Annotated in this window: 24 protein-coding genes and 1 tRNA gene; 12 read left to right on the top strand and 13 right to left on the bottom strand. The window is 62.0% G+C overall.

What is annotated here, in order from left to right; translation table 11 throughout:
• The first annotated feature begins 169 nt into the window (after window positions 1-169).
• Complete coding sequence (gene moaC / locus BCA01S_RS22575; RefSeq protein ID WP_027778872.1) at window positions 170-646, top strand: cyclic pyranopterin monophosphate synthase MoaC; 477 nt, start codon at window positions 170-172, stop codon at window positions 644-646.
• 52 nt (window positions 647-698) lie between these two features.
• Here the strand turns inward: moaC and BCA01S_RS22570 are convergent, their stop codons facing one another.
• The 8 genes from BCA01S_RS22570 to recA form a co-directional block, all read right to left on the bottom strand.
• Window positions 699-2,483, bottom strand: a complete 1,785-nt coding sequence (locus BCA01S_RS22570; protein WP_027778871.1) for a PglL family O-oligosaccharyltransferase — start codon at window positions 2,481-2,483, stop codon at window positions 699-701.
• Between the two features lie 132 nt (window positions 2,484-2,615).
• A complete protein-coding gene (locus BCA01S_RS22565; RefSeq protein WP_027778870.1) occupies window positions 2,616-3,239 on the bottom strand; it encodes a pilin in 624 nt (207 codons plus the stop codon).
• A gap of 98 nt (window positions 3,240-3,337) precedes the next feature.
• Window positions 3,338-4,048 (bottom strand): TerC family protein, encoded by a 711-nt coding sequence (locus tag BCA01S_RS22560; RefSeq protein WP_027778869.1) that lies wholly within the window; start codon window positions 4,046-4,048, stop codon window positions 3,338-3,340.
• A gap of 145 nt (window positions 4,049-4,193) precedes the next feature.
• Window positions 4,194-5,075, bottom strand: a complete 882-nt coding sequence (sucD, locus tag BCA01S_RS22555; protein WP_008920420.1) for a succinate--CoA ligase subunit alpha — start codon at window positions 5,073-5,075, stop codon at window positions 4,194-4,196.
• A gap of 126 nt (window positions 5,076-5,201) precedes the next feature.
• On the bottom strand, window positions 5,202-6,371 hold the full coding sequence (gene sucC, locus BCA01S_RS22550) for an ADP-forming succinate--CoA ligase subunit beta (protein WP_020069250.1): 1,170 nt from the start codon (window positions 6,369-6,371) through the stop codon (window positions 5,202-5,204).
• Entirely contained in the window at window positions 6,368-7,105 is a 738-nt protein-coding gene (locus BCA01S_RS22545; RefSeq protein WP_027778868.1) for a DUF2889 domain-containing protein, read from the bottom strand. Before BCA01S_RS22545 ends, sucC begins: the two co-directional genes overlap by 4 nt.
• A gap of 158 nt (window positions 7,106-7,263) precedes the next feature.
• A complete protein-coding gene (gene recX / locus BCA01S_RS22540) occupies window positions 7,264-8,022 on the bottom strand; it encodes a recombination regulator RecX (RefSeq protein ID WP_027778867.1) in 759 nt (252 codons plus the stop codon).
• A 7-nt stretch (window positions 8,023-8,029) separates the two neighbouring features.
• A complete protein-coding gene (gene recA / locus BCA01S_RS22535; RefSeq protein ID WP_020069253.1) occupies window positions 8,030-9,106 on the bottom strand; it encodes a recombinase RecA in 1,077 nt (358 codons plus the stop codon).
• A 236-nt stretch (window positions 9,107-9,342) separates the two neighbouring features.
• Here recA and BCA01S_RS22530 point away from each other — a divergent pair, with 236 nt between their 5' ends.
• The 5 genes from BCA01S_RS22530 to BCA01S_RS22510 all read left to right on the top strand — a co-directional run bounded on the left by BCA01S_RS22530 (window position 9,343) and on the right by BCA01S_RS22510 (window position 14,144).
• A complete protein-coding gene (locus tag BCA01S_RS22530) occupies window positions 9,343-10,131 on the top strand; it encodes a response regulator transcription factor (protein ID WP_027778866.1) in 789 nt (262 codons plus the stop codon).
• A 9-nt stretch (window positions 10,132-10,140) separates the two neighbouring features.
• Window positions 10,141-11,688, top strand: a complete 1,548-nt coding sequence (locus BCA01S_RS22525) for a sensor histidine kinase (protein ID WP_027778865.1) — start codon at window positions 10,141-10,143, stop codon at window positions 11,686-11,688.
• Window positions 11,689-11,906: 218 nt separating this feature from the next.
• Window positions 11,907-13,565 carry an MFS transporter gene (locus tag BCA01S_RS22520; protein ID WP_027778864.1) on the top strand — a complete coding sequence of 553 codons (1,659 nt, stop codon included), beginning with the start codon at window positions 11,907-11,909 and terminating at the stop codon, window positions 13,563-13,565.
• A gap of 85 nt (window positions 13,566-13,650) precedes the next feature.
• Window positions 13,651-13,727, top strand: a tRNA-Met gene (locus BCA01S_RS22515).
• Window positions 13,728-13,805: 78 nt separating this feature from the next.
• The gene (locus BCA01S_RS22510; RefSeq protein ID WP_027778863.1) at window positions 13,806-14,144 is read left to right on the top strand and encodes a hypothetical protein; all 339 of its coding nucleotides are present in this window, start codon (window positions 13,806-13,808) and stop codon (window positions 14,142-14,144) included.
• A 287-nt stretch (window positions 14,145-14,431) separates the two neighbouring features.
• Here BCA01S_RS22510 and BCA01S_RS22500 read toward each other — a convergent pair whose 3' ends face one another.
• A complete protein-coding gene (locus tag BCA01S_RS22500) occupies window positions 14,432-15,109 on the bottom strand; it encodes a FadR/GntR family transcriptional regulator (protein ID WP_042319163.1) in 678 nt (225 codons plus the stop codon).
• 124 nt (window positions 15,110-15,233) lie between these two features.
• Between BCA01S_RS22500 and dgoD the strand changes: the two genes are divergently transcribed.
• On the top strand, window positions 15,234-16,382 hold the full coding sequence (gene dgoD / locus BCA01S_RS22495) for a galactonate dehydratase (protein WP_020069259.1): 1,149 nt from the start codon (window positions 15,234-15,236) through the stop codon (window positions 16,380-16,382).
• Window positions 16,383-16,581: 199 nt separating this feature from the next.
• On the top strand, window positions 16,582-16,884 hold the full coding sequence (locus tag BCA01S_RS22485) for a hypothetical protein (protein WP_027778861.1): 303 nt from the start codon (window positions 16,582-16,584) through the stop codon (window positions 16,882-16,884).
• A gap of 156 nt (window positions 16,885-17,040) precedes the next feature.
• Here BCA01S_RS22485 and BCA01S_RS22480 read toward each other — a convergent pair whose 3' ends face one another.
• The gene (locus tag BCA01S_RS22480; protein WP_027778860.1) at window positions 17,041-17,970 is read right to left on the bottom strand and encodes a CopD family protein; all 930 of its coding nucleotides are present in this window, start codon (window positions 17,968-17,970) and stop codon (window positions 17,041-17,043) included.
• Window positions 17,967-18,344 (bottom strand): copper homeostasis periplasmic binding protein CopC, encoded by a 378-nt coding sequence (gene copC, locus BCA01S_RS22475; protein WP_027778859.1) that lies wholly within the window; start codon window positions 18,342-18,344, stop codon window positions 17,967-17,969. Before copC ends, BCA01S_RS22480 begins: the two co-directional genes overlap by 4 nt.
• Before the next feature lie 386 nt (window positions 18,345-18,730).
• Here copC and BCA01S_RS22470 point away from each other — a divergent pair, with 386 nt between their 5' ends.
• From BCA01S_RS22470 to BCA01S_RS22455, 4 genes are all read left to right on the top strand, one after another.
• Window positions 18,731-19,462, top strand: a complete 732-nt coding sequence (locus BCA01S_RS22470) for a c-type cytochrome (RefSeq protein ID WP_042319161.1) — start codon at window positions 18,731-18,733, stop codon at window positions 19,460-19,462.
• Window positions 19,463-19,483: 21 nt separating this feature from the next.
• Complete coding sequence (locus tag BCA01S_RS22465; protein ID WP_027778857.1) at window positions 19,484-20,782, top strand: c-type cytochrome; 1,299 nt, start codon at window positions 19,484-19,486, stop codon at window positions 20,780-20,782.
• A 126-nt stretch (window positions 20,783-20,908) separates the two neighbouring features.
• Window positions 20,909-21,529 (top strand): PAQR family membrane homeostasis protein TrhA, encoded by a 621-nt coding sequence (gene trhA / locus BCA01S_RS22460; protein ID WP_027778856.1) that lies wholly within the window; start codon window positions 20,909-20,911, stop codon window positions 21,527-21,529.
• Window positions 21,530-21,746: 217 nt separating this feature from the next.
• Window positions 21,747-23,276 carry a DEAD/DEAH box helicase gene (locus tag BCA01S_RS22455; protein ID WP_027778855.1) on the top strand — a complete coding sequence of 510 codons (1,530 nt, stop codon included), beginning with the start codon at window positions 21,747-21,749 and terminating at the stop codon, window positions 23,274-23,276.
• A 222-nt stretch (window positions 23,277-23,498) separates the two neighbouring features.
• On the opposite strand, the gene BCA01S_RS22450 is transcribed toward BCA01S_RS22455, so the two are convergent.
• Together BCA01S_RS22450 and BCA01S_RS22445 are read right to left on the bottom strand one after the other, a co-directional pair.
• Complete coding sequence (locus BCA01S_RS22450) at window positions 23,499-24,020, bottom strand: hypothetical protein (RefSeq protein ID WP_027778854.1); 522 nt, start codon at window positions 24,018-24,020, stop codon at window positions 23,499-23,501.
• Window positions 24,021-24,129: 109 nt separating this feature from the next.
• Window positions 24,130-24,957, bottom strand: coding sequence for a ferritin-like domain-containing protein (locus tag BCA01S_RS22445; protein ID WP_027778853.1), 828 nt, complete (start codon window positions 24,955-24,957; stop codon window positions 24,130-24,132).
• Between the last annotated feature and the right edge of the window lie 176 nt (window positions 24,958-25,133).

Below are 25,133 nucleotides of genomic sequence, written 5' to 3'. Positions count from 1 at the left end.
GAGTTCTATGACGGATTCGGAAAGCGACGCCCTGCGCTCAAGGACAAGCGGTCTAAGATAAGCGGGCACGCCGCAATTGTAATCAGCCGTTGCGCGGATCCGGCTCGTTCATGCAAGCCGGACGTGCGCGCTGCACTGCTATGATAGGCGCCCTCTGAAGGAGCCAACCATGCCTGAACTCACTCATTTCGACGCTGCCGGCGACGCGCACATGGTGGACGTCGGCGGCAAGCAGGAGACGAAGCGCGTTGCCATCGCACGCGGTTCGATCCGCATGCTGCCGGAAACGTTCGCATTGATCCGCGACGGCAATGCCAAAAAGGGCGACGTGATCGGCGTCGCGCGCATTGCCGCGATCCAGGGCTCGAAGCGCACCGCCGACCTGATCCCGCTATGTCATCCGCTTGCGCTCACGCGTGTCAAAGTGGATTTCGAACTCGACGACACGCTGCCGGGCGTGCATTGCACTGCGCAAGTCGAGACGCTGGGCAGAACCGGAGTTGAGATGGAGGCACTCACCGCCGTGCAGGTTGGACTGCTGACGGTCTACGACATGTGCAAAGCGGTGGATCGCGGAATGACGATCACTGATGTGCGGGTGATGGAAAAGCATGGGGGGAAGTCGGGGGACTGGGTGGCAGGCTGAATACCCACTCACGTAGCCCCCTCTTCGACTCGTTTACAAACGACAGCGCGGCTCAATCCTCGTCGCTGTCGTCGTCCGGCGCGACGTCTCCCGACGGCATGCCATAACGCTTGACCAGTTCCGCCTTGAAGCCGGCGAGCGTCTTCTGCTCATCGCAGAGCTGGTACAGGTAGCTCAATTGCGACGGCCAGTCCTTCAACTCCTGGGCGAAAATTTTCAGTCGCTCAACGGTGTCGAATGCCGCGGCCGTATCGCCGCTCAACGCCTGCAGCACCGCATAACGACGCAGCACGGTTTCGCCGGGCAACAGCGCCATCGCCTGACGGTGCATCGCGAGCTTGTGTTGCAGATCCGTCGAATCCATGGGCAACAGCGTGGCCATGCCGTATTCGCCCCATGCCTGGAACAGGAACGATGGATCGGCGCGATATTGTTCGGCCGGACGCGAGCCGTAGTACAGCACCTCGGCGCGCGCGTAATCGCGATAAACCGGATACAGCGCAGCAATGCCGCCGAACACGACCACCGCGAACGCGCCGAACGACAAGCGCGCGGGCACGAGACGCAGCGGGCGCGTCTCCAGCAGGCCGAACACGAACATGGCAGGCAGCAGGAAGAACATGTACTGCTGTGGATATTCCACGAGCGCATGCATGACGAGCACGCCGATCAGCGCGATGCCGAAAACCCGCGCGGCGCTCTGCGGTGCGCGCACCGCCCGCACAAGCCACGTTACGAGACCGAACAGCACGATCGCGAGGCCGATCAAGCCCGTCTTCGCAAGCAGGTCGATAAAAATGTCGTGTGAATTGTTGGCGATCTCGACGCCGCCGAGGGTCTTCGCGAACTGATACTGATAACTCGGAAACTCGCCCCAACCGACGCCCATCAGCGGATGAGTCCGGAACATCGTCCAGCCGTATTTCCAAAGCGCGAGCCGCGGCGCGATCTGGCCGGCATCCTTAAAGCGATCGGCCGCGGACTGCCCCAGCTCCAGGTGATAACGCACGTTGGCCCATCGGATCAGCGCATTGACGACAAAGAACAGCACCCCTAGCGCGATCGGAATAAGCCACTGACGATGACTTCGGCGCAATTGCGGCTCGGCGCGAGTCTGAGCAAACGCCATCCAGAAACCCGCTACCACGATCACGCCCATTTGCAGCCACGGTCCGCGCGAGACGGTCAGCGCCAGTCCGACCGCGAATAGCGTCGACACCAATGCCCAGATGGCGACGGCGATCCGGCGCGTCTGGACGAGAAACAATGCGCCCGCCATCGCGAACGCGATATAAGTGGCGAGGTGATTCGCCTGCGCCATGTTGCCGAACGGCCGGCGCTCGACGGTCACGTTGTACGCGACAACAAGCGGTGATACTCGCGCCTCGAGATGAAACAGCTGAATGACCTGGCAGAACACCGCGTAAAGACCGCCGACAACCAGCGCTGAGGCGGCCCACCGGAGCGCCGTCTCATTGAGCTTCGCGCGTACGAAGCCGTAGCCCGCATGCGTCGCCATGAAAGCGGCGAGCAGGAAGCCGCCGCCGAGCCAGTTCATCGACGGCTGGGAGACCGGCAACACCACCGACTGCGCGACCAGCAGCAAGCCGAACAGCAACGGCACGAGTGCGACGACGGGGGACGCAAAGCCGATACGCGGCCGCGAACTCGCGATCAGGAAGACGACGCCCGCGCCCATCAACAGGTACAGCGCGAGCGCGGTGAACTCCGCGTAGAACGTCGGAATCGGATAGGTATGGTTGACGACTGCATAAGGCAGCACCAACGCGAGAGCCAACAGAACGAGAGAAAGGTAGCGCGCGAATGGGGTGGGCATCGAATAAGCGGTGGGCGTCAGCAACCGGCGCACTATACAAAAAAATCCTTGTGCTGTGCGCCGGCCTTGCCGAAATATCCCGAAAATCAGCGATTTACGCTCGAATCGCCCGCCATGCGCCCGTCCGTTGTATTACGTGCGGCACTCGGGCGGTGCGAGGTTCGACGACAACGTAGGGGCGTTGACAGGATTCGGTCCCGCGCCCGGCGCTGGCAAAGAGGACGCCGTTTTACCGCCAGCGAAGCATTCCCACGCAAGGGCGCCTGCCTGCACCGAACCCTTCGTCAGCGCGACGCGTGCGGTGGGTGCATCGACGTTATCGGGCACCGACGGTACGAGCGTGATCGTGTTGGAGCCGGACGGAGCCACACGTGTCGTGAAGGCGACGGTGATCTGACCCGTGTCGTCGTCGACATGGACCGACTCGACGTTGCGCGTCGCGGGCGGCGACGCATAGCCGCCGCTAAACGCGTTGCCGCTCGCCGCGTTTTCCGACACGGCGAGTCTCGCCGACGCCGCAAGCGACAAGCCCTCACCGACACGGCTGCGCGCCAGATAGTCCTGATACGCGGGAATCGCGTAGGCCGCGATCACGCCGACAATCGCGAGCACGATCATCAGTTCGATCAGCGTAAAACCGAGGCCGAGGCACCGGCACGCGCGCGCAAATGTAGACGACCAGCGTGCTCGCGTGAGCCGCGACTGTGAGGCCAGTGCGGACTGAGAATATGGGGAATAAGGCAAAGTGACGATCATCGGCAGGCTCCAGAAACGAAAAACGCCTGCCCCACGGATCGGGAACAGGCGCTTCCATCGTAGCGAGCGGCCCTCGTGTCACACAGTCGGCCGAATGGCTAATGTTGAGCCGCCGCGCGATTCGCGTTGCGGCGCTTGATCAGGTAGCCGAGGATCACGACGAACAGCGCACCGGCGATGCTCATCCCATATTCGGCTACCGGCGTATCGAGAACCGGCCAACGGTCGCCGGCCGGATCGTTGATGATAAGACCGCCCGCGATCCAGCCGAGCAACGCGGCGCCGAGCGTAATCACGATCGGGAAACGGTCCAGCAGCTTGAGCACCAACTGGCTGCCCCACACGATCAACGGAATGCTCACCACCAACCCGAAAATCACGAGCGCGAGGCGATGCTGCGGGTCGGCGGCCTCGGCCGCGCCCGCGATGGCGATCACGTTGTCGAGACTCATCACGGCATCCGCGACGATGATCGTCTTGATTGCCGACATCAGCCTGTCAGCGGGCTTCACGTTCTCGTGCGCGTCGTGCGCCGGCGCCATCAGGCGAACGCCGATCCACAACAGCAACAGCCCACCAGCGAACTTCAACAGCGGCACGTCGAGCAGCGCGACCGCGAACGCAATCAATACGACACGAAGCAGGATGGCGCCCGCAGTGCCCCACAGCACACCCTTCGTGCGCTGGGCTGGCGGCAGGTTGCGGCAGGCAAGCGCGATCACGACGGCGTTGTCGCCACCCAGCAGGATGTCGATGACGATGATCTGAATGACTGCGCCCCAATGGAGCGTGGCGAGGAACTCGAACATGAGCGGAAGAATAGAAGGGAACGGGAAGCGCGGCCAATAAAAAAGCGGAGGAGTGTTTAACTCCCCCGCTCTTGAAACCGCACGCTAACGAAAGGATCTCGTAAGCGTATCAAAAAAGGCGCTCCAACTGTGCGCCAGTTTCGACTTACAGCATGGCCTTCAGAAGACGCGCCATTTCCGACGGGTTCTTCGTGACCTTGATGCCGCATGCGTCCATGATTTCCAGCTTCGCTTCGGCCGTATCGGCACCGCCCGAGATCAGCGCGCCGGCGTGGCCCATGCGCTTGCCCGGGGGCGCCGTCACACCGGCGATAAAGCCGACAACCGGCTTCTTCATGTTGCCCTTGATCCACTCGGCCGCGTTCGCTTCGTCCGGACCGCCGATCTCGCCGATCATGATGACGGCGTCCGTGTCCGGATCGTCGTTAAACATCTTCATCACGTCGATGTGCTTCAGACCGTTGATCGGGTCGCCGCCGATACCGACTGCCGACGACTGACCGAGGCCGATCGCCGTCAACTGGCCGACTGCTTCATACGTTAGCGTGCCCGAACGCGACACGACGCCGATGCGGCCCTTGCGATGGATGTGGCCCGGCATGATGCCGATCTTCAACTCGTCCGGCGTGATCGTGCCCGGGCAGTTCGGTCCGAGCAGCAGCGTCTTGCGGTTTTCGCGACGCATGCGGTCCTTGATCTCGATCATGTCGCGCACGGGAATGCCTTCCGTGATACAGATCGCGAGATCCAGGTCGGCTTCGACTGCTTCCCAGATTGCGGCAGCAGCGCCCGCCGGCGGCACGTAAATCACCGACACGGTCGCGCCCGTTTCAGCTTTTGCTTCAGCGACGCTCGCGTAGATAGGAATGCCTTCGAAGTCTTCACCGGCACGCTTCGGGTTCACGCCGGCAACGTACGCTTCGCGGCCGTTTGCGTATTCACGGCAAGCACGCGTGTGGAACTGACCGGTTTTGCCGGTGATGCCCTGCGTGATGACCTTGGTGTCTTTGTTAATCAGAATCGACATGTATTGACCTCTGTTCGTTTGGCGTCGCGCGGGGGCGCCACTGGACGACACGTTCGCCGCCAGCGTCGCTCGCGCGATGCCATTCGTAATCCTGGTTAATCCTGGTAAACGCGCTGTGGACTAGGCTTACGCCTTGCCCGAAGCGGCCGCGACGACCTTCTGAGCCGCTTCTTCCATGCTGTCAGCCGCGATGATCGGCAGCCCGGATTCAGCGAGCATCTTCTTGCCCAGGTCTTCGTTCGTGCCCTTCATGCGGACCACGAGCGGCACCTTCAGCGACACGGCCTTCGACGCCGCAATCACGCCTTCCGCGATCACGTCGCAGCGCATGATGCCGCCGAAGATGTTGACCAGAATCGCGGTCAGGTTCGGGTTCTTCAGCATGATCTTGAACGCTTCCGTGACCTTCTCGGTCGTGGCGCCACCGCCCACGTCGAGGAAGTTCGCCGGTTCGCCGCCGAACAGCTTGATGGTGTCCATCGTTGCCATTGCGAGGCCCGCACCGTTCACCAGACAGCCAATGTTGCCGTCGAGCGAGATGTACGCCAGATCGAACTTCGACGCTTCGACTTCAGCCGGATCTTCTTCGTCCAGATCGCGATACGCGACGATTTCCGGATGACGGAACAGTGCGTTCGAATCGAAGTTGAATTTCGCGTCGAGCGCGATGACCTTGCCGTCGCCCGTCAGGATCAGCGGGTTGATTTCGGCGAGCGATGCGTCGGTTTCCCAGAATGCCTTGTAGAGGCCTTGCAGGATCGCGCGCGCTTGCGGGATCGATGCGTCGGGCACGCCGATTTTCTTCGCGAGGTCGTCTGCTTCGGCGTCCTTCAGGCCCGTCGACGGATCGACCGCAACCTTGTGGATCAGCTCGGGCGTCTTTTCCGCGACTTCTTCGACGTCCATGCCGCCTTCGCTCGATGCCATCACGACGATCTTCTGCGAAACACGATCGATCACGAGGCCGACATACAGTTCCTTCTTGATGTCCGCGCCTTCTTCGATCAACAGGCGATTCACCTTCTGGCCTTCCGGACCAGTCTGGTGCGTGACGAGTTGCATGCCGAGGATCTGGTTCGAGTATTCGCGAACCTGTTCCAGCGACTTGGCAACCTTCACGCCGCCACCCTTGCCACGGCCACCCGCGTGGATCTGAGCCTTCACGACCCATACCGGGCCGCCGAGCTCTTCCGCGGCCTTGACCGCATCATCCACCGAGAAGACCGGCTTGCCGCGCGGTACCGCGACGCCGAATTTCCGCAGGATTTCCTTACCCTGGTACTCGTGAATCTTCATGCGTGATTCCCTTCAGTCTGAGAGTTGGATTGAACTTCGTTTCCGCTACCGTCCAACATGCCGGGCGCATTGCCCCTGCCTTCTTGGCGGGCCGCCCCGTTGTCTGGCGATGCCGGGCGGTCAGCTGGGCGTGGCGCATAGCCATACCAGCGCGGGTAAAACTTCTGCACTGCCTCCCCGTCGAAACGCAGCGCCTGGCAGCGTCCCAACTGGAATGGCGGTTTGTCGTTTAAAGGTTCGGCGGTACCGTCAGCCGACTCCGTTTCTGAACTGGCGCTCGCGCCTGCTGCCTTGTCGCCGGTATCCCACACATCGCCGGCGAACGCCTGGATAGCAGCGGTCGGCAGGATCGCGCACAACTCGGTGAGATGCGTGCAACCGGCCGTGCCGGCCAGCAAACGGGCAGCATCGCGACGGAAGTTGTGAAGGAGATTGAGCCCGATGAGGGCACGGTAGGCAGGATTGCTGGCTTGGCATAGCCCGGGATAGGGCACCCAGTCGGACGACGCCTCGGCGTCGACGACATTGAGCTTGCGATCGATGGTGATGCGAAGCCAGAGTTCATGGATCGGTTGACCATTGGGCCGGACGCCCGACGCAAGCGCCACATCGCGTGGCTTTTCGTCGGTCAAGCACGCTTCCACATCCCACAGGCCATCGGCTCGCTCAAAAGCTTCCGCTCTGATTGCGCGGCGATGGCGCAATTGACGGGGCACTGGCGAGGAAAGCGGCATGCGGAAAGGAAAGGCCGAATTGGAAAACGCGTGAATTTTAGCATACTGGGTATTTGAAACAGCCCCGAATGCGGCGGAACGGCCTGCGGGCCGCCCAGAGCCGGTTTCGTGCTTGACGACGCTATGCGCGCGGTCGCGGACTACTCCCCTACTTGTGCCTAGTCACCGCTCCATTCTTCGTCGATGCCTTTGAGGATTTTGCCGATCGTGGCGCCAGAGAAACCGCGCGATGCGAGAAAACGCGCCTGCTTGGCGCGCTCGGCCGGTGTTTGCGGAAGTTCGCCGAACTTCTTGCGCCACACCGCTTGGGCGCGCGCAAGCTCGGTTTCGCGCAATTGGGCACTCGCCTCTTCGACTAGCGTTTGATCGACAGAATGTTGCTTCAATTCGCCGACGATCCGGCTCGCACCCAGTCGCGACGACCGGCGATGGATCAGACTTTCAGTGAAGCGCGAATCGGACAGCCAGTTCTCGGCTTCCAGCGTGTCAAGCAGCGTATCAAGCGAGTCGTTCTCTTCGACGAACGGCTTGAGCTTACGTGCAAGTTCGCTGCGACTGTATTCGCGACGAGACAGATAGCCGAGCGCGCGACCCTTAAGCGAACGTGCGGGACGTTGCGATTTTTTCGCTTCGTTTTGGCCGGGCTTCGCGTTGCCGGATGCTCGGCGCGAGTCACGTGAGCGGCTATACGTGGGCTCGGTAGCCGTGGTAATTCGCGCAGTCTCGAATGGGTCCGAGAAATCCGCGGAATTTGGGCTAGCAGGCGGGTTTTGGAACTGGGCACGCTGCGGGCCACGGCCCGCAGCGCGATTATGCGCGTCGAACGATTCGGACGGATCCAACGAATCGTTCTCGTCATTATGCGGGCCGCCCGCGTTGCGTCCGGTATCGGACAGTGACCGGCCCTTGCGTATCACGTAATGGTTACTCTTCTTCGCCCGCGACTTCTGCGCCTGCGCCGGTCACCGCTTCAGCCATTGCATTCACGCCCAGCGATTCGCGGATACGGTTTTCAATTTCACGAGCGATGTCCGGATTCTCGCGCAGGAATTCGCGCGCGTTGTCCTTACCTTGGCCGATACGCTCACCGTTATAGCTGTACCACGCGCCGGCCTTGTCGACGATCTTGGCTTGCACGCCCAAGTCGATGACTTCGCCCTGACGCGAAATACCCTCGCCATACAGAATGTCGAAAATCGCCTCGCGGAACGGTGGGGACACCTTGTTCTTGACCACCTTCACGCGCGTTTCGTTGCCGATCACTTCGTCGTTCTTCTTGATCGAACCAATGCGGCGAATATCCAGACGCACCGACGCGTAGAACTTCAGCGCGTTACCACCCGTAGTGGTTTCCGGGTTGCCGAACATCACGCCGATCTTCATGCGGATCTGGTTGATGAAGATCACGAGGCAATTCGTGCGCTTGATCGTGCCGGTGAGTTTGCGCAGCGCCTGCGACATCAGACGCGCTTGCAGACCCGGCAGCGAATCGCCCATTTCGCCTTCGATTTCAGCCTTCGGCACGAGCGCCGCGACCGAGTCGATCACGATCATGTCGATCGAGCCCGAACGCACCAGTGCGTCGGCAATTTCGAGCGCCTGTTCGCCCGTGTCCGGTTGCGAAACCAGCAGGTCGTTCACGTTCACGCCGAGCTTTCCCGCATACTGGATATCCAGCGCGTGTTCTGCGTCGATAAACGCTGCCGTGCCGCCGAGCTTTTGCATTTCAGCAATAACTTGCAGCGTCAACGTGGTTTTACCCGACGACTCCGGACCGTAAATTTCAACCACGCGGCCACGCGGCAAACCGCCGACGCCAAGTGCGATGTCGAGGCCGAGCGATCCCGTTGAAACGACCTGGATGTCTTCGACTACCTCACCTGCGCCGAGCCGCATGACCGACCCTTTGCCGAACTGCTTTTCGATCTGCGCGAGGGCGGCAGCGAGTGCCTTGCTCTTTTCAGCAGTCAGTCCAGCCGAGCCTTTCTTGCTTTCTTCCATGAATCGTCCTTTGCTATGATGAACGGCGTCTGAGGCAGATGTGCGGCCCACCTTTTGAAGGACAGCACACGAAACCCAGACACTGTATAAAAAAACAGTGGTTTTGGCAAGCGCGATTCTCATGCGAACGCGCATGTTTACCGCCGCGCTGCCCAAATCACCCACAATAATTTTCGGAGACCGCTGTGCGCCGCGGGGACACCCGAGGTGCCGGCCAAGCCTTGAGCTGGCGCACCATGCGAATTCTGATTGCCGAAGACGACAGCATACTCGCGGACGGTCTGGTTCGATCACTCCGCCAATCGGCCTATGCTGTCGATCACGTGAAGAGCGGCGTGGAGGCCGACACCGCGCTGTCCATGCAAAGTTTCGACCTGCTGATTCTCGATCTCGGCCTGCCGCGCATGTCCGGACTCGAGGTGCTACGCCGCCTGCGCGCCCGCAACTCCAATCTGCCCGTACTCATCCTGACCGCTGCAGACAGCGTCGACGAACGCGTAAAAGGCCTCGATCTCGGCGCCGACGACTACATGGCCAAGCCATTCGCACTCAACGAACTCGAAGCGCGTGTGCGCGCGCTGACGCGGCGCGGTGCGGGCGGCGGCCCGACGGTCGTGCGGCACGGTTCGCTGTCGTTCGATCAGGTGGGCCGGATCGCCTATATCAACGAGCAGGTGATCGAGCTCTCGGCGCGTGAACTCGGACTGCTCGAAGTGCTGCTGCAGCGGATCGGGCGTCTGGTTTCCAAGGAGCAACTCGTCGATCATCTGTGCGAATGGGGCGAGGAAGTCAGCAACAATGCGATCGAGGTGTACGTGCACCGGCTGCGCAAGAAGATCGAGCCGAGCGGCGTGCGCATCATTACCGTGCGCGGGCTCGGTTACTGTCTCGAGAAGGCGGTCGCGCCCGCAAACCCCAATACGAACGCCGCCGCATCCACGCCCGCCGAGCCCGAACCCGAGCCGCCTTCTTCGCCTTCGTCGCCGCAGTCAGGCGGGATGCCGGCGAGCCACCACTACAAATAGAGCACACCCATGTCCGCACGCGCCGATCGCGCGACGGCCCGCGCGGCGGATCTCGACGAGGCGCGCGACGAGCGCTACGCCAATCCGTTCGCTCCGCCCGACGAAACCGAAGCCGCCGCCGCGGCCCGCCCGCGCTCGCTGTTCGGCGAAATTCTCGACTGGATGCTCGCGCCGCTGTTGCTGCTGTGGCCGATGAGTCTCGCGGTGACTTATCTGGTTGCCAAATCAATCGCGAACGGACCGTTCGACCGGGCGCTCGAAACCGACGCCTATGTGCTCGCGCGCCAGATCCACCCGGTCAACGGCGTGGCTGAACTGACGCTGCCCGACTCCACGCGCGACTTTTTGCGCACGGACAACGTCGACAGTGTTTTCTATCAGGTGCTCGGCACGCGAGGGGAACTGGTGGCGGGCGAGCGCGACATGCCGCTGCCGCATGAAGACGACCGGCCGCAACCGGGGCTCGTCGCATTTCGCGACGACATGCTGCGCGGCAACGACATCCGCGTGGCTTATACGACCGTCGAGTTTCCGCAGACGCCTGGCGCGGAGCCCGTGCTGGTGCAGGTCGCCGAAACGCTCGACAAACGCAGCCAGCTTGCCAACGACATCATCAAAGGCGTGATCCTGCCGCAGTTCGTGATCCTCCCGCTCGCCATCCTGCTCGTGTGGTTCGGCCTGTCACGCGGTCTCGCGCCGCTGCACGCATTGCAGGCGCATATCCGCGCGCGGCGCCCCGACGACCTGTCGCCGCTGGAAGCGCGTCGCGCGCCTCCGGAAATCGAGCCGCTCGTCACGTCGTTCAACGATCTGCTGACGCGCCTCGAACAGAACATGGAATTGCAAAAGCGCTTTATCGCCGACGCCGCGCATCAGATGAAAACGCCGCTTGCCGGCCTGCGGACCCAGGCGGAGCTGGCGTTGCGGCAGGACGCGTCGGCGGAAGTGCATCGCTCGCTCGAGCAGATTGCGACGAGTTCGGAACACGCGGCCCGCCTCGTCACACAGTTGCTGGCGCTCGCTCGCGCGGAAAACCGCATGTCTGGACAGATTTTTACGCCGGTGGAAGTAACAGAAGTGGCCCGCAACGCCGTGCGCGACTGGGTGCAGGCCGCGTTCGCCAAACAGATGGATCTGGGCTACGAAGCGCCGGACGAGCCCGTCGAAGTCGAAGGCAATCCCGTCATGCTGCGCGAAATGTTGTCGAATCTCATCGACAACGCCATTCGCTATACGCCGGGGGGCGGCCGCATCACGGTCAGGGTGCGGCACGAGAAAGCCGCGCGGCTCGTGCATCTGGAAGTGGAAGATACAGGCCTCGGCATTCCCGTGGCCGAACGTTCGCGAGTGATCGAGCGGTTCTACCGGATTCTCGGCCGTGAGGGCGATGGCAGCGGGCTCGGGCTTGCGATCGTTCGCGAGATTGCGACGATGCACGGCGGCGAGCTGACTATCGACGACAACGTCTATCAGAACTCTCCACGGCTCGCGGGAACGCTCGTACGCGTCAGTTTGCATGTGCTGGAACGGGGCAGGACTTACCCTAACGCGAACTGAACGCGACGGGCGCCAGATGGCGAGATAGGCGGCGTTCATGCGTATTCACGCGGCGTTGCAGGTCCATTGACGGATTTTAGCGACATTCCGCCGACTCATCAAAAGCTGCGGCAGCGGCCGCTCATGTCAGAAGGCCGTAAGTTTTCACTCCAATAATCGGTTGCACGGGAACGCCGCGGGCCGGCGCACCGCGTGTATATCAATATTGGAGACGACATATGGCTACCGTTGGCGGACACATTTCGCCCGTGCCCATGACGCGCGATGAGAAGCGGGTGATCTTCGCGTCGTCGCTAGGCACGGTTTTCGAGTGGTACGACTTCTATCTGGCCGGTTCGCTCGCGGCCTTTATCAGTAAAAGCTTTTTCTCGGGCGTCAATCCGACTGCGGGCTTCATCTTCACGCTGCTCAGTTTCGCCGCGGGCTTCGCAGTCCGGCCGTTCGGCGCGGTGGTGTTCGGACGGCTCGGCGATATGGTCGGCCGCAAGTACACGTTCCTCGTCACGATCGTCATCATGGGTCTGTCGACCTTTCTGGTCGGCTTCCTGCCCGGCTATGCGGCGATTGGCATTGCTTCGCCGGTGATTTTCATCGCGATGCGCATGCTGCAGGGCCTCGCACTCGGCGGCGAATATGGCGGCGCTGCAACCTATGTGGCCGAACACGCGCCGCCCGGACGTCGCGGCTTCTACACCGCTTGGATCCAGACGACTGCGACGCTCGGCCTGTTCCTGTCGCTGCTGGTCATTCTCGGCGTGCGCACGGCCATGGGCGAAGACGCGTTCGGCGCCTGGGGCTGGCGGATTCCGTTCATCGCGTCGATCCTCCTGCTCGGTGTTTCGGTGTGGATCCGCCTGCAACTGCACGAATCGCCGGTGTTCGAGCGCATCAAGGCCGAAGGCAAGACGTCCAAGGCGCCGCTTTCCGAGGCGTTCGGCCAGTGGAAGAACCTGAAGGTCGTGATTCTCGCGCTGATCGGCCTGACCGCCGGCCAGGCCGTCGTCTGGTACACGGGCCAGTTCTACACGCTGTTCTTCCTGACGCAGACGCTGAAGGTGGACGGCGCGACGGCCAACATCATGATCGCCATTGCGCTTCTGATCGGCACACCCTTCTTCCTGTTCTTCGGCTCGCTGTCGGACCGGATCGGCCGCAAGCCGATCATCATGGCCGGCCTGCTGATCGCGGCACTCACGTACTTCCCGCTCTTCAAGGCGCTGACGCACTATGTCAACCCGGCGCTTGAAACGGCCACGGCGAAGGCGCCGATTGTCGTGATCGCGAACCCGGACGAATGCTCGTTCCAGTTCAATCCGGTCGGCACGTCGAAGTTCACGAGTTCGTGCGACATCGCGAAGAGCGCGCTTTCGAAGTCCGGCTTGAACTACGAAAACGTTGCGGCTCCGGCGGGCACGCTTGCGCAGATCAAGGTGGGCGATGCGGTGGTCTCCACCTATGACGGCAAAGCCGCCGACGCCAAAGATCAGGGCAAGGTGTTCGACAAGTCGCTTTCGACCACGCTGAAGTCCGCCGGCTATCCGCCGAAGGCCGATTCTTCGCAGATCAACTGGCCGATGAGCGTGGTGATTCTGACGATCCTCGTGATCTACGTGACGATGGTCTACGGACCGATCGCGGCGATGCTGGTCGAGATGTTCCCGACGCGAATCCGCTATACGTCGATGTCGCTGCCGTATCACATCGGCAACGGCTGGTTCGGCGGCTTCCTGCCGGCCACGGCGTTTGCGATCGTCGCGGCAAAGGGCAATATCTACTCGGGCTTGTGGTATCCAATCGTGATCGCGCTCATTACCTTCGTGATCGGCATGCTGTTCGTTCGTGAAACCAAAGACTCGGACATCTACGCAAAAGACTGAGGCGCCTTGTTCAGGCGGCAACTGAAAAAGTTAGGCGCCGGGGGTTGACAGCCCTCGGTGCTATCCTCATAATCTCGCTTCTTTCGGCGAATTAGCTCAGTTGGTTAGAGCGACGGAATCATAATCCGCAGGTCCGGGGTTCGAGTCCCTGATTCGCCACCAGTTGCAAGAAAAAGCCGCTGATCCGCAAGGTTCAGCGGCTTTTTTGTTTTACACCCGCAACTTCAAGGAGGTTTCTTGATGACGTTCCGCACCGCCGCGCGCGCCGTGGCCGCCGCATCGATCGCGCTTCTGGGCGCCGCTTCCACAACTGCCGTTCTGGCGCAAACGCCGACTGACAATCAGTGGCGCGCAAGTCAGACAACCTTGTCGACACTCCTGCAAAACGGTTACAAGATCGTCGCCGTCGTCAATACGCCTCGCGGCGCCGGCGGCCCCGCCGACACGATCTTCGTGCAGCGCGATCAGAGCGCTTTCAAATGCATCGATCCACAAGCGCCAGAGGCGGGCAAAACCGCGCCGGGCTGCTATGAACTTGCGCCGCCGTCGGGCACGGCGACAGGCTCCGAGGCGAAATAGCATGCGACCGGAAGCGGCCGCGCCAGTTGCGTCCTTCACACGCAGCGCGGGCGGTCGCTTTGACGCCGTTCAACCCGGCGTTCTAGCCGAAAATTCGCCAGCGGCTCGAACCGCGGCATGCCGGCATTGATTGCATGAACCACACAGTTGGCGTCAATGGCCGCTTATCTAAACGACCTCACGCTGACGTACATCGTCGCGATCCTGCCGGTCATTCCGTCACTGCTGACACTCCGCCAGACGCATAAGACGCAAGACGCTCGACGGCACATGCGGCGATGAACTCGTCACGCCTCGATGCGGGCGCGCGTCACGCTGAGCAGGCGCGCCATTGCGTCGCGCGCCGCGTCCGCGTCGCGGTCGCGAATCGCCTCGAACACCGCCGTATGTTCGGCGAGTGAAGCGTTGAAGACGTCCGCGCGTTTCGCATTCAGCCGAAGCTGCGCCTCGAGCGTGCGCTCGATCAGCGTGCCGAGCGGTATCAGCAACTCGTTACTGCACGCGATCAACACGCTCAGGTGAAATTGCAGATCGGCCCGCACCCATTGATCGACGTTGCGCGCACCGGCCATCGCGGCGTGAGCGGCCGCAAGGGCGCCAAATGTCTCGTCGGAGTGTGAAGCGGCCGCGAGACCTGCGGCATACGGCTCGACCATCTCCCGCATTTCCTGCAGCTTGAGCGCGAACTGCATCGGCTCGGCGACGCGTGAATACCAGTCGAGCACGTCGACATCGAGCAGATTCCACGCCTGTCGTGGCCGCACCCGCGTACCCACGCGCGGGCGCGATTCGATCAACCCTTTCGACGTCAGCGTGCGCAACGCCTCGCGCAATACCGTGCGGCTCACGCCAAACGCGTCCATCAACTCCGCCTCACGCGGCAGAATCGAATCGGGCGCGTAATCGCCGCGCAGTATCGCAGTAGCCAGCCTGTGGGCGACGCGCCCATGCAGATCGTGCCGAATAGGTTCCTCCTTGCGGCGAGGCCGCTCAACATGTGGCGAATAGTACTATTAATAGTACTGTAGCGGCCTTTTGTTGTAGCATGGGGATCCTCGAAAATTTGGCATGCGATCGGAGACGCACACTATGAAAATCACCAAGCTCGAAACTTTCATCGTTCCACCGCGCTGGTGTTTCCTGAAGATCGAGACCGACGAAGGCATCGTCGGCTGGGGCGAGCCGGTAGTCGAGGGCCGCGCGCATACGGTCGCGGCGGCGGTCGAGGAGTTGTCGGATTATCTGATCGGCAAAGACCCGCTTCTGATCGAAGACCACTGGCAGGTCATGTATCGAGCAGGGTTCTATCGCGGCGGTCCGATCACGATGAGCGCGATTGCCGGCGTCGACCAGGCGCTGTGGGACATCAAGGGCAAGCATCACGGCGTGCCGGTGCACGCGCTGCTCGGCGGCCAGGTTCGTGACCGGATCAAGGTGTATTCGTGGATCGGCGGCGACCGTCCGAGCGACGTCGCGAACAACGCGCGCGCCGTGGTTGAACGTGGCTTCAAGGCTGTCAAGATGAATGGCTCGGAAGAGCTGCAGATCATCGACACCTTCGACAAGGTGCAAGGCGTAATCAACAACGTCGCGGCCGTGCGCGAGGCGGTAGGGCCGAACATCGGCATCGGTGTGGACTTTCACGGCCGCGTGCATAAGCCTATGGCCAAGGTGCTGGCGAAAGAACTCGACCCGTACAAGCTGCTTTTCATCGAAGAGCCGGTGCTTTCGGAGAATGCAGAAGCGCTGCGTGACATCGTCAATCAGACGAACACGCCGATTGCACTGGGCGAGCGTCTCTATTCGCGCTGGGACTTCAAGCACATTTTGTCCGGCGGCTATGTCGACATCATCCAGCCGGACGCGTCGCACGCGGGCGGGATCACCGAGTGCCGCAAGATCGCGTCGATGGCCGAAGCCTACGACGTCGCGCTCGCGCTGCACTGCCCGCTCGGCCCGATTGCATTGGCAACCTGTCTGCAGATCGACGCCGTGAGCTACAACGCGTTTATCCAGGAACAGAGCCTCGGGATTCACTACAACCAAGGCAATGACCTGCTCGACTACATCAAGAACCCGGAAGTCTTCAAATATGAAGACGGCTTCGTGTCGATTCCGCAAGGTCCGGGTCTCGGAATCGAAGTGAACGAGGAGAAAGTGCGCGAGATGGCGAAGGTCGGCCATCGCTGGCGCAATCCGGTCTGGCGTCACGCGGACGGCAGCGTCGCCGAGTGGTGATCGCTTCACGCGCTTGCTGACTGACGCCGCCTGCGGGCGGCGTCCTCTTTTGTGCGCCGTGACAGATCACAGCGCTGCGGCTTGCGCCGCCTCTGGCCTTCCCCCAATAGGCTTGCGTGCCCTTTGTTCGGCATCAGACAGATACATGGCCTGCTCCTTGCTGAAATGCGTCCGAACAACGAATGCATCGGGGAGTCTCATGGGCGAATTCATTCCGGATTATCTGCTGCGCGAGCAGGCGGCCGTCGGCGCGCTGGTGCTGTTCGGCGTGCTTCGCGTGATTGGCGCGGCCGTTGCGTATGAACGCGGCTGGCGCATCGCGCCGCTTGAAAAATGGTTTATCGTCGCCGCCGTCGTGTATTGCATCCCCCAGCTTTTCGATCTGCTCATGCATGTCTACGGCGCACATGCAGCAGCAGCCGAACTCGAAGGCAAAGTAGCTGGCTGCGCAATCGCGTTATTTTGTGCGCCGATTCTCGGTCACCGGCTGGGTCTCGAATGAATTGGCTGATCGGTCGAATGCTCGACACGCGATTGTTCGCTCGAGTTGGTCATCGCGCCGCACGTTGAAACCGTGCGGCGCATTCTTACGCGGATGCACACACGCCTACTGGCAACACGGCCCGCCCCGTGGCGCCGGTCATCTCGCGTATAGAACTCAGTTCACCATCGCGAACGCCGGCACGCTATGCGACAGCGCGGCGGCAGCGACGAGAACGCCGATCATGGCAAGCGCTTCCAGATAAAGCACGTTGGTGAACGTATGGGCGTCCATCGTCGATGCAGTACGGCGCAGACGCGGAAGCGCAAGGAAGCGGTTGAGGCCGCCGAGCACGAGCGCGAGAGCGACAAGCGAAAGCTTGAGGATCAAAACGTGGCCCCATGTGCTCGACCCGATCGCCTCGAATGAGCCGCCGGAGCCGCGCACCGCATTGAAGATGCCGGAGAGCAGCACGAATCCCACCGCGACCACCGACACGTTCGACACCTGCGTCGCTGTGCGGATCAATATGCCGCGAGCGGTCGACGTGCCGAGCGCCGGCAACACCGCCAATCCGGCTGTAATCGCGAGGCCGGCCCACACGCTGGTCACGAGCACATGAAGCGTTTGCATTGCGATGGCCGCGGATGCCGGGCCCGCGTCCACCGCGTGCCCGAGCGACGCCTTGCCTGCGGCGACCGCAATCACCGCGAGCCACAGCAGCGCGTTGCGCAACATGCCGCTATGAGCCGTCATTGCCGTGCCCAGCAACACCAGTGTGCCCGCGAACGCAATGCTCCAGCCGTAGCCGACATGCGTTTGGGTGAGCACCGTCGGCACGTAGGCAAATGCGGCGGGAAGCGCAACGCCACTCATCGACGCCGCCTGATACAACAGCCAGCCGAGGTCCGCGAGCACCAGGACGACGCTCGCCGTCAGCATTGAACGTTGCGCGCGCAACCAGGCGGCACGCCCTGGCGCGATCTTCGCCTTGGCATCGTTCGCGAGCCACGCGCCGAGCAATGCCGAACCGACGGCAAACGCAAACGCGACATTCATGAGCGCGGCCATGGCGACCTGCCCGATCCACAATCCGTCGATGCTCATTTGACGATGAACGCAAAGTCGCCTTGCGTGCGATGACCGTCGGTTGCCACGGCGGTCCAGTGCACCGCGTAGCGTCCCGCGCTCAACTGCGGCAGCGGCAGATGCATGACACGCGCGTCGTGCTTGTCGACTTGCGACGCCGCGGGCGCGGCTACCTTGCCGTTCGCGTCGTTCAGCGCGATTTTGCTGAAGGCCGGCTCGAGCGGCTCGCTGAAGTGAAGGGTGACCTCTGCAGGTGGCGCAACTTCGGCGTTGGCTGCGGGTTCGCTGGAAACGAGATGCGCATGCGCGAATGCCGTGGACGCCATAATGAGCGCCGCGGCGCCGAGCGCGGACGAAAACCACGCCGGACTGAAAAGATTGATTAGCTTCATGTAAGGCCGATAGCGGATGAACGGGAAAACGGCGGGCGCCTGCCGGACCGGATGAACCGGGTCCCTGCGCGCGGACAGATCTCGTCCGCGGTTCGGCGCCCGGAAGTGTACGCTTCGATGGCACGCGCGCGGGTCGGTTCAACATCGAGCGGACAAAAGTTTGCCGGGTACAGCGATTGCAACTGACGTCCACGCACCAAGTCTGAAAGTCGCGGCGGTTCCGTGTGGCGATGCGCGTCAAACTGTCGCATGCCTGTGACGGCCGCAAGCTTGTCGAATGTGGCAAATAGTCATCATCACCCTTCGATGATAGAATGCTGCGTCGCCGCAGCGCCGGCTGCCCTTCACACCGAGCCGCTCGAAGTTCGGTCAGGTCCCCGATTTTGATGGAGTTACGCGTGTCTTCAAGACGCATTTTCCGCCCGTTGCTTGCCCTTCTGCTGATCGGCTCCGCGGGTGTCTATAGCGCTGCGAAAGCGCAGACTCAACCGAAGGCCCCCGATACTATGGAAGCGCGCGTGCAAGGTTGCACGGCCTGCCACGGCACGCACGGTCAAGGTACTGACAACGACTACTTCCCGCGTCTTGCGGGCAAGCCGGCCGACTATCTGTACAACCAGTTGCTGAATTTCCGCGAAGGGCGCCGTAAGTACCCGCCCATGAATTACCTCGTCACGTACCTTTCCGACGACTACCTGCATCAGATCGCCACGTACTTCTCGAAGCAACGCCCGCCCTATCCGCAGCCGGCCAAGCCGACGGTGTCGTCGACCACGCTTGCTCGGGGCCAGCAGATCGTGCTGAACGGCGACGCGTCGAAGCAGATTCCGGCTTGCGCCGCCTGCCACGGCAAGGGTCTGACCGGTATGGAGCCTGCAATCCCGGGTCTCGTCGGTCTGCACTCCGACTACATCAGCGCGCAGCTCGGCGCATGGCGTTCGGGCACGCGCCACGCAATCGCACCTGATTGCATGCACACCATTGCCACGCGTCTCACAGACGAAGACGTGAACGCGGTCGCCGCCTGGCTTTCCACGCAACAGGCCCCACAAAACCCCGTGCCGGCTCCGGCCCGCTCGATGAAGACTCCGCTTGCCTGCGGCAGCGAACCGCAATAAGGCACCGGGAGAGACACTCAAATGAAACGCAAGTCTTTGTTCGCCCTCTCGGCAGTTGTCGTTGTTGCGGCTGCTGCACTCGTTCCCGTCCTGTGGTCGGGCGGCGACAATCTGCATAACGGCTCGGCCGTGGCGGCAACGCCCGCCGACCAGGCTGCGCTCGTGAAGAAGGGCGAATACCTCGCCCGCGCCGGCGACTGTATTGCCTGCCACACGGTCCGCGGCGGCAAGCAGTTCGCCGGCGGCCTGCCCATGGCCACGCCGTTCGGCACGATGTTCACGCCGAATATCACGCCTGACGATCAGTACGGTATCGGCAAGTGGACGCAGGACGACTTCTACCGCGCCATGCACACCGGCCGCTCGAAAGACGGCAGCCTGCTCTATCCGGGCTTCCCGTTCACGAGCTACACGAAGGTCACGCGCGCCGACTCGGACGCGATCTATGCGTATCTGCGCTCGGTCACGCCGGTCAACGTGCCGAGCCGCCCGCACGAACTGAGGTTCCCGTTCAACCAGCGCAACATGCTGATCGGCTGGCGCACGCTGTTCTTCCGTGAAGGCGAGTACAAAGCGGATCCGACCAAGTCGGTCGAGTGGAACCGCGGCGCGTACCTGATCGAAGGCCTCGGCCACTGCGGCATGTGCCACACGTCGATCAACGCAATGGGCGGCCCGGTCAGCTCGGCGGCTTTTGCAGGCGGCCTGATCCCGCTGCAGAACTGGTACGCACCGTCGCTCACGTCGAACAAGGAAGCGGGCCTCGGCGACTGGGAAACGAAAGACATCGCCGATCTGCTGAAAACGGGTGTGTCGAACCGCGGTGCGGTCTTCGGCCCGATGGCGGAAGTGGTTCACAACAGCCTGCAGTACATGAGCGATGCGGACATCAACGCAATGGCCACGTACCTGAAGACGATTCCGCAGAAGAGCGAAGCACCGGAGCCGCTGCAACTGGAAACGTCCGAAAAGTTCGGCGGCGAGCTGTTGAAGCAAGGTCAGAAGATCTACGCTGACAACTGCGCGAAGTGCCACGCGGATAACGGCCTCGGCCAGCCGCCGGCCTTCCCGCCGCTCGCGAACAACCAGTCGATCCAGATGCCGTCGGCGGTCAACCCGATCCGCATGGTGCTGAACGGCGGTTATCCTCCGAGCACGGACGCGAATCCGCATCCGTACGGCATGCCGCCGTTCGCGCAATCGCTGTCGAACCAGGAAGTAGCCGCTGTCGTCACGTATATCCGTATGTCGTGGGGCAACCACGGCACGGCCGTGTCGCCGCAGCAAGTGTCGGATCTGCGTTCGGCGCCGCTCGACTAAGCAGCGTTCGATGCACCGGGGGCGCGGCCTGCGAAATTCGCGGCCGCGCCCTTCGTTTTTTGAGGACCGGTATCATGAGGCTTCGGCAACGCATGCCTCGATGAAACCGTGCAGGAGGAAAGACCCGTGCATGTCGGTGAGCGTTTCAACAGCATTACCCACCTCGTCGGCGCCGTGCTGTCGGTGGCGGGGCTGGCTACGCTCGTGACGATGGGTGCGGTAGAGGGCGACGCATACAAGGTGGTCAGCTTCAGCGTGTACGGTGCGATGCTGTTCGTGCTATATGCTATCTCGACGCTTTACCACAGCGTGCGCCGTCCCCGTATCAAGGCAGTGCTGCAGAAATGCGACCATTCGGCGATCTATCTGCTGATCGCCGGAAGCTACACTCCGTTCACGCTTGTCACGTTGCGCGGGCCGTGGGGCTGGTCGCTATTCGGCGTAAGCTGGGGGCTTGCTGCTCTCGGCATCGTGCAGGAACTGACGCTCGGGCGACGCACCCGCAGCGTTTCGATGGTGCTGTATGTCCTGATGGGATGGCTCGCGCTCGTTGCCGTCCGCCCGCTGGTCCAAGCATTACCGGCCGCGGGCACTGCCTGGCTCGTGGCCGGCGGAGTCATCTACAGCGCCGGCATCTACTTCTTCATCAACGACGAGCGCATCCGGCACGGACATGGTATCTGGCACCTGTTCGTACTGGCGGGCAGTCTGTGTCAATTCGTCAGCGTTGCGCGCTATGTCGCGTAACGTCCACGGCGGCGAAATGCAACTTAAGGCCAGTCAACGTGTCTGCATAGCGCGTTGAAGCATTCGGCACGCATCCGAGCGTGCCGCCGATTTCTCTGCGAACGGAACGGGGCTTCGGCCTTGATCTCGATCACGCCATGCGGCGTGTTCATGCCGCATTTGTGCCCGCTGGGGGCCCACGTGTGCCGCTCGCGAAACTGCATTGCAAAGAGTTTCTATGTCTTTTGATTCCCTCGGCTTGTCCGAACCCCTGGTCCGCGCTGTACACGAACTCGGCTACACCACCCCGACTCCCATCCAGACGCAAGCGATTCCCGCTGTACTGAACGGCGGCGATCTGCTGGCTGGCGCGCAAACCGGCACCGGCAAGACGGCCGGTTTCACGCTGCCAATCCTGCAACGTCTCAATTCCATGCCGCCGCACGCATCCGCGTCGGGCAAGCGTGCAGTGCGCGCGCTGATCCTTACGCCTACGCGGGAACTCGCTGCACAGGTCGAAGAAAGCGTGCGCGCTTACGGCAAGTATCTGAAGCTGAAGTCAACGGTCATGTTTGGCGGCGTCGGCATCAATCCGCAGATCGGCGCACTCAGAAGCGGCGTGGACATCGTCGTCGCGACACCTGGCCGATTGCTCGACCATATGCAGCAGAAGACCATCGACCTGTCGCATCTCGAGATTCTCGTGCTCGACGAGGCGGATCGCATGCTTGATATGGGCTTCATTCACGACATCAAACGCGTGTTGGCCAAGCTGCCGCCGAAGCGCCAGAACCTGCTCTTCTCGGCAACGTTCTCCGACGAGATCAAAACGCTCGCCGACAATCTGCTCGACTCGCCGGCGCTAATCGAAGTCGCGCGCCGCAACACGACCGCAGAAACAGTCGCGCAGAAAATTCACCCGGTGGATCGCGACAAGAAGCGCGAGTTACTCACGCACCTGATCAAGCAGCACAACTGGTTTCAAGTACTGGTGTTCACGCGCACCAAGCACGGCGCCAATCGCCTCGCCGAACAGTTGACCAAAGACGGCATCAGCGCGCTGGCGATTCACGGCAACAAGAGCCAGTCGGCTCGTACGCGTGCGCTTGCCGAGTTCAAGGACGGCACGCTGCAGGTGCTGGTCGCCACCGACATCGCCGCGCGCGGTATCGACATCGATCAGTTGCCGCACGTCGTCAATTTCGATCTACCCAACGTGCCGGAAGATTACGTCCACCGGATCGGCCGCACCGGTCGCGCGGGTGCGACGGGCGAGGCAATTTCGCTGGTGTGCGTCGACGAACTGCAATTGCTGAAGGACATTGAGAAGCTGATCAAGCGTCCGGTGCCGCAGGAAGTGATCGCCGGGTTCGAACCGGACCCGACCGCGAAGCCGGAACCGATTTTGCGCCGGGGCCAGGGCGGTGGCGGCGGCGGTCGTTCGCCGCGTCAAGGTCAAGGCGCGCCGAAGGCTGGCAACGGCGGCGCGGCAAAACCAGCGCAACGCTCCGGGCATCGCCCGGCGAACGGCCAGCAGCAGCCGAAGCCACAAGCCGCGAAGCCGGCCGGCAACGGCGGCCAGCCGCGCCGCGACGGTCAGCGTCAGGACGACCGTCCGCGCGCTATTGCTCATGAAGGTAGCGGCGCGCAGCACGCGCCGCGCAAGCCGCAGAGCGGCAATCCGGGTGCATTGCTCGGCGGCGCAAAGTCGCGCAACGACTCGCCGCGCGGGGGCAACCCGGCGCGCAGCGGCCAGCGTGGTCGTTGAGGTTGGAGGTTGAGGCTTCGGGCGGCTGAGGTTGCCAGTGAAGGTTGTCGGTAGTCAGCTCTGCCGCTGACTACCGCCGTCCAGCCCGACAGCCAGCTCAGCCACCGCCAACCCTCGCCATCAGCCGCCGCGCGCAGAGCGCGCTATACAAGCCAAGGGCCGCTGAACCCTCGTCGTCACCATCCAGCAAACACAGTCGCAGCACCGGCGCGGGGCCTTACCTCAGCCCCCCAACGCCGCAGCCCGTTTCAGCTGCTCGATCTGCCGCTCCCATCGGTCGAGCACCGTCTGCGCCCCTTCTTCCAGTTCAAACGTAATGCCGCTTGTCAGGCGCGCGTAGCGCACGCTTTGGGTTTCGCCTGAATCGATCGTGCAGCTCATATAGACGAGACCACTGTCGTCGCCATCGGCGGGCGGCAGCGGCGCGACGAGCAACTGCACCTGATAAAACGCCTCTTCCAGGACGAAGCTCAATGCGGCCCGCCCGCTCTGCACGATTGCGCGCGCCGCCCGGGCTTGCGGCCAGAGCGCGATACACAGCGTGCGCGAATCGGGCGCATACAACTCGCCGGCGCCGAGCAGCGATGTGCGGATATGCTGATTCGCGTCGACGGTCAGCAGCGAGGCCGTGAAACCGGTCTTGCTCGCGAGCGACGAGCCGTCGAATAGCGCGCGAACCGCGTCGGGCCATTCGTCGAATGCAGTCTGCTCGAGCGGGCGCTGGGGCAAGGAGGAATCGCTCATCGCATGGGTCCGGTTAAGAGGCAAGCCTCCATGATGCCCTGAAACACAAATGGCCCGCATAGGCGGGCCATCTTCTAAGCCGGCGAACTGCCGACATTCGCTCTACCGTTTAACGAAAAAACACATGCTGCGTGATCTTGGCGAGCGGGTAATGCACCCCGGGTTGAATTTTCGCCGGCAAGTCGAGCGGTTTGAGCAGCATCTTCACGCACATGTCAGCGGACAGATTACGCCGCACGAGTGCATTAATCCGCGCGGCCCGCTCGCGGTTGTAAGCCTGGTCACGCACGCGCTCCGGATAACGGATCGCGAACACGTGACGCAACGCGATTTCCGAGTCTTCGTTCTTGATCTCCATCACACGACGCATTAACGCGCCCAGAACGGCGAGCCGGCCATTGCCCTCAATCTTGTTGTACTTCTTGAAGTACTTGAAAAAGTGTTTGTAATGACGGACCTCGTCGGTACGGATGTTGTCGGTAATCTCCTTGAGCACCGGTTCGTCCGAACACTCGCCAATGGCGCGATACAAAGTGGCCGTACCTGTTTCGACGACGCACCGCGCCACCATTTCAAGCGCGCGGGTTTTTTCGAAATCTTCCACTGAACAGGTCAGCGAATATTCGTCCATGAAATTACGGAACGCCGTGTCCCAATCGTATTCTGGCCACACGTAAGCGACATACGTTCTGAGTGCGCGGCCGTGTTGCATTTCCTCGGGCTCCCACTCGTTGTTGAGCCACGCGGAGACTTCCGGATCGCCGTCGAAAAACTTGCTCAGATTACTGGTGTAAACATCTGTGCCGCTTTCAATAAACGAAGCGGCGCACAGCAGCAATAACAGGTCTTCGTTCGCGACCGCTTTCTGGCGATCAATGCGCGTGAGGTCTATGTCCTCGATCCGCCAGGGCATGACATGGTTCAGCTCTGTGTGCATCGTGTCTTGCTCCGAAAGCTGCATCGACTCGTGGAGCATGCTTGGAACCGCTGCTATCGCGCTACCTCGCGTTGCGGTTCGCCGTGTCGGATACAGCGCCGTGAATTAGAGTTAACCCCTTGTGTCTGCATCTTAGCCGCTGTTTCGCAAGTCTGCAGACAACCCAGCACAGACCG

Origin of the sequence: Paraburkholderia caledonica NBRC 102488 (assembly GCF_000685095.1) — a bacterium.
GTDB lineage: Bacteria > Pseudomonadota > Gammaproteobacteria > Burkholderiales > Burkholderiaceae > Paraburkholderia > Paraburkholderia caledonica.
Note: the sequence above shows the minus strand (reverse complement) of the source record. Positions and strands in the feature narration are given on the sequence as shown.

Bases quoted from the DNA above. Each gene is read 5' to 3' on its own strand.
- moaC (WP_027778872.1), top strand. From the start codon at position 170: ATGCCTGAACTCACTCATTTCGACGCTGCCGGCGACGCGCACATGGTG.
- BCA01S_RS22570 (WP_027778871.1), bottom strand. From the start codon at position 2,483: ATGCCCACCCCATTCGCGCGCTACCTTTCTCTCGTTCTGTTGGCTCTC.
- BCA01S_RS22565 (WP_027778870.1), bottom strand. From the start codon at position 3,239: ATGATCGTCACTTTGCCTTATTCCCCATATTCTCAGTCCGCACTGGCC.
- BCA01S_RS22560 (WP_027778869.1), bottom strand. From the start codon at position 4,048: ATGTTCGAGTTCCTCGCCACGCTCCATTGGGGCGCAGTCATTCAGATC.
- sucD (WP_008920420.1), bottom strand. From the start codon at position 5,075: ATGTCGATTCTGATTAACAAAGACACCAAGGTCATCACGCAGGGCATC.
- sucC (WP_020069250.1), bottom strand. From the start codon at position 6,371: ATGAAGATTCACGAGTACCAGGGTAAGGAAATCCTGCGGAAATTCGGC.
- BCA01S_RS22545 (WP_027778868.1), bottom strand. From the start codon at position 7,105: ATGCCGCTTTCCTCGCCAGTGCCCCGTCAATTGCGCCATCGCCGCGCA.
- recA (WP_020069253.1), bottom strand. From the start codon at position 9,106: ATGGAAGAAAGCAAGAAAGGCTCGGCTGGACTGACTGCTGAAAAGAGC.
- BCA01S_RS22530 (WP_027778866.1), top strand. From the start codon at position 9,343: ATGCGAATTCTGATTGCCGAAGACGACAGCATACTCGCGGACGGTCTG.
- BCA01S_RS22525 (WP_027778865.1), top strand. From the start codon at position 10,141: ATGTCCGCACGCGCCGATCGCGCGACGGCCCGCGCGGCGGATCTCGAC.
- BCA01S_RS22520 (WP_027778864.1), top strand. From the start codon at position 11,907: ATGGCTACCGTTGGCGGACACATTTCGCCCGTGCCCATGACGCGCGAT.
- BCA01S_RS22510 (WP_027778863.1), top strand. From the start codon at position 13,806: ATGACGTTCCGCACCGCCGCGCGCGCCGTGGCCGCCGCATCGATCGCG.
- dgoD (WP_020069259.1), top strand. From the start codon at position 15,234: ATGAAAATCACCAAGCTCGAAACTTTCATCGTTCCACCGCGCTGGTGT.
- BCA01S_RS22485 (WP_027778861.1), top strand. From the start codon at position 16,582: ATGGGCGAATTCATTCCGGATTATCTGCTGCGCGAGCAGGCGGCCGTC.
- BCA01S_RS22480 (WP_027778860.1), bottom strand. From the start codon at position 17,970: ATGAGCATCGACGGATTGTGGATCGGGCAGGTCGCCATGGCCGCGCTC.
- copC (WP_027778859.1), bottom strand. From the start codon at position 18,344: ATGAAGCTAATCAATCTTTTCAGTCCGGCGTGGTTTTCGTCCGCGCTC.
- BCA01S_RS22470 (WP_042319161.1), top strand. From the start codon at position 18,731: ATGGAGTTACGCGTGTCTTCAAGACGCATTTTCCGCCCGTTGCTTGCC.
- BCA01S_RS22465 (WP_027778857.1), top strand. From the start codon at position 19,484: ATGAAACGCAAGTCTTTGTTCGCCCTCTCGGCAGTTGTCGTTGTTGCG.
- BCA01S_RS22455 (WP_027778855.1), top strand. From the start codon at position 21,747: ATGTCTTTTGATTCCCTCGGCTTGTCCGAACCCCTGGTCCGCGCTGTA.
- BCA01S_RS22450 (WP_027778854.1), bottom strand. From the start codon at position 24,020: ATGAGCGATTCCTCCTTGCCCCAGCGCCCGCTCGAGCAGACTGCATTC.
- BCA01S_RS22445 (WP_027778853.1), bottom strand. From the start codon at position 24,957: ATGCACACAGAGCTGAACCATGTCATGCCCTGGCGGATCGAGGACATA.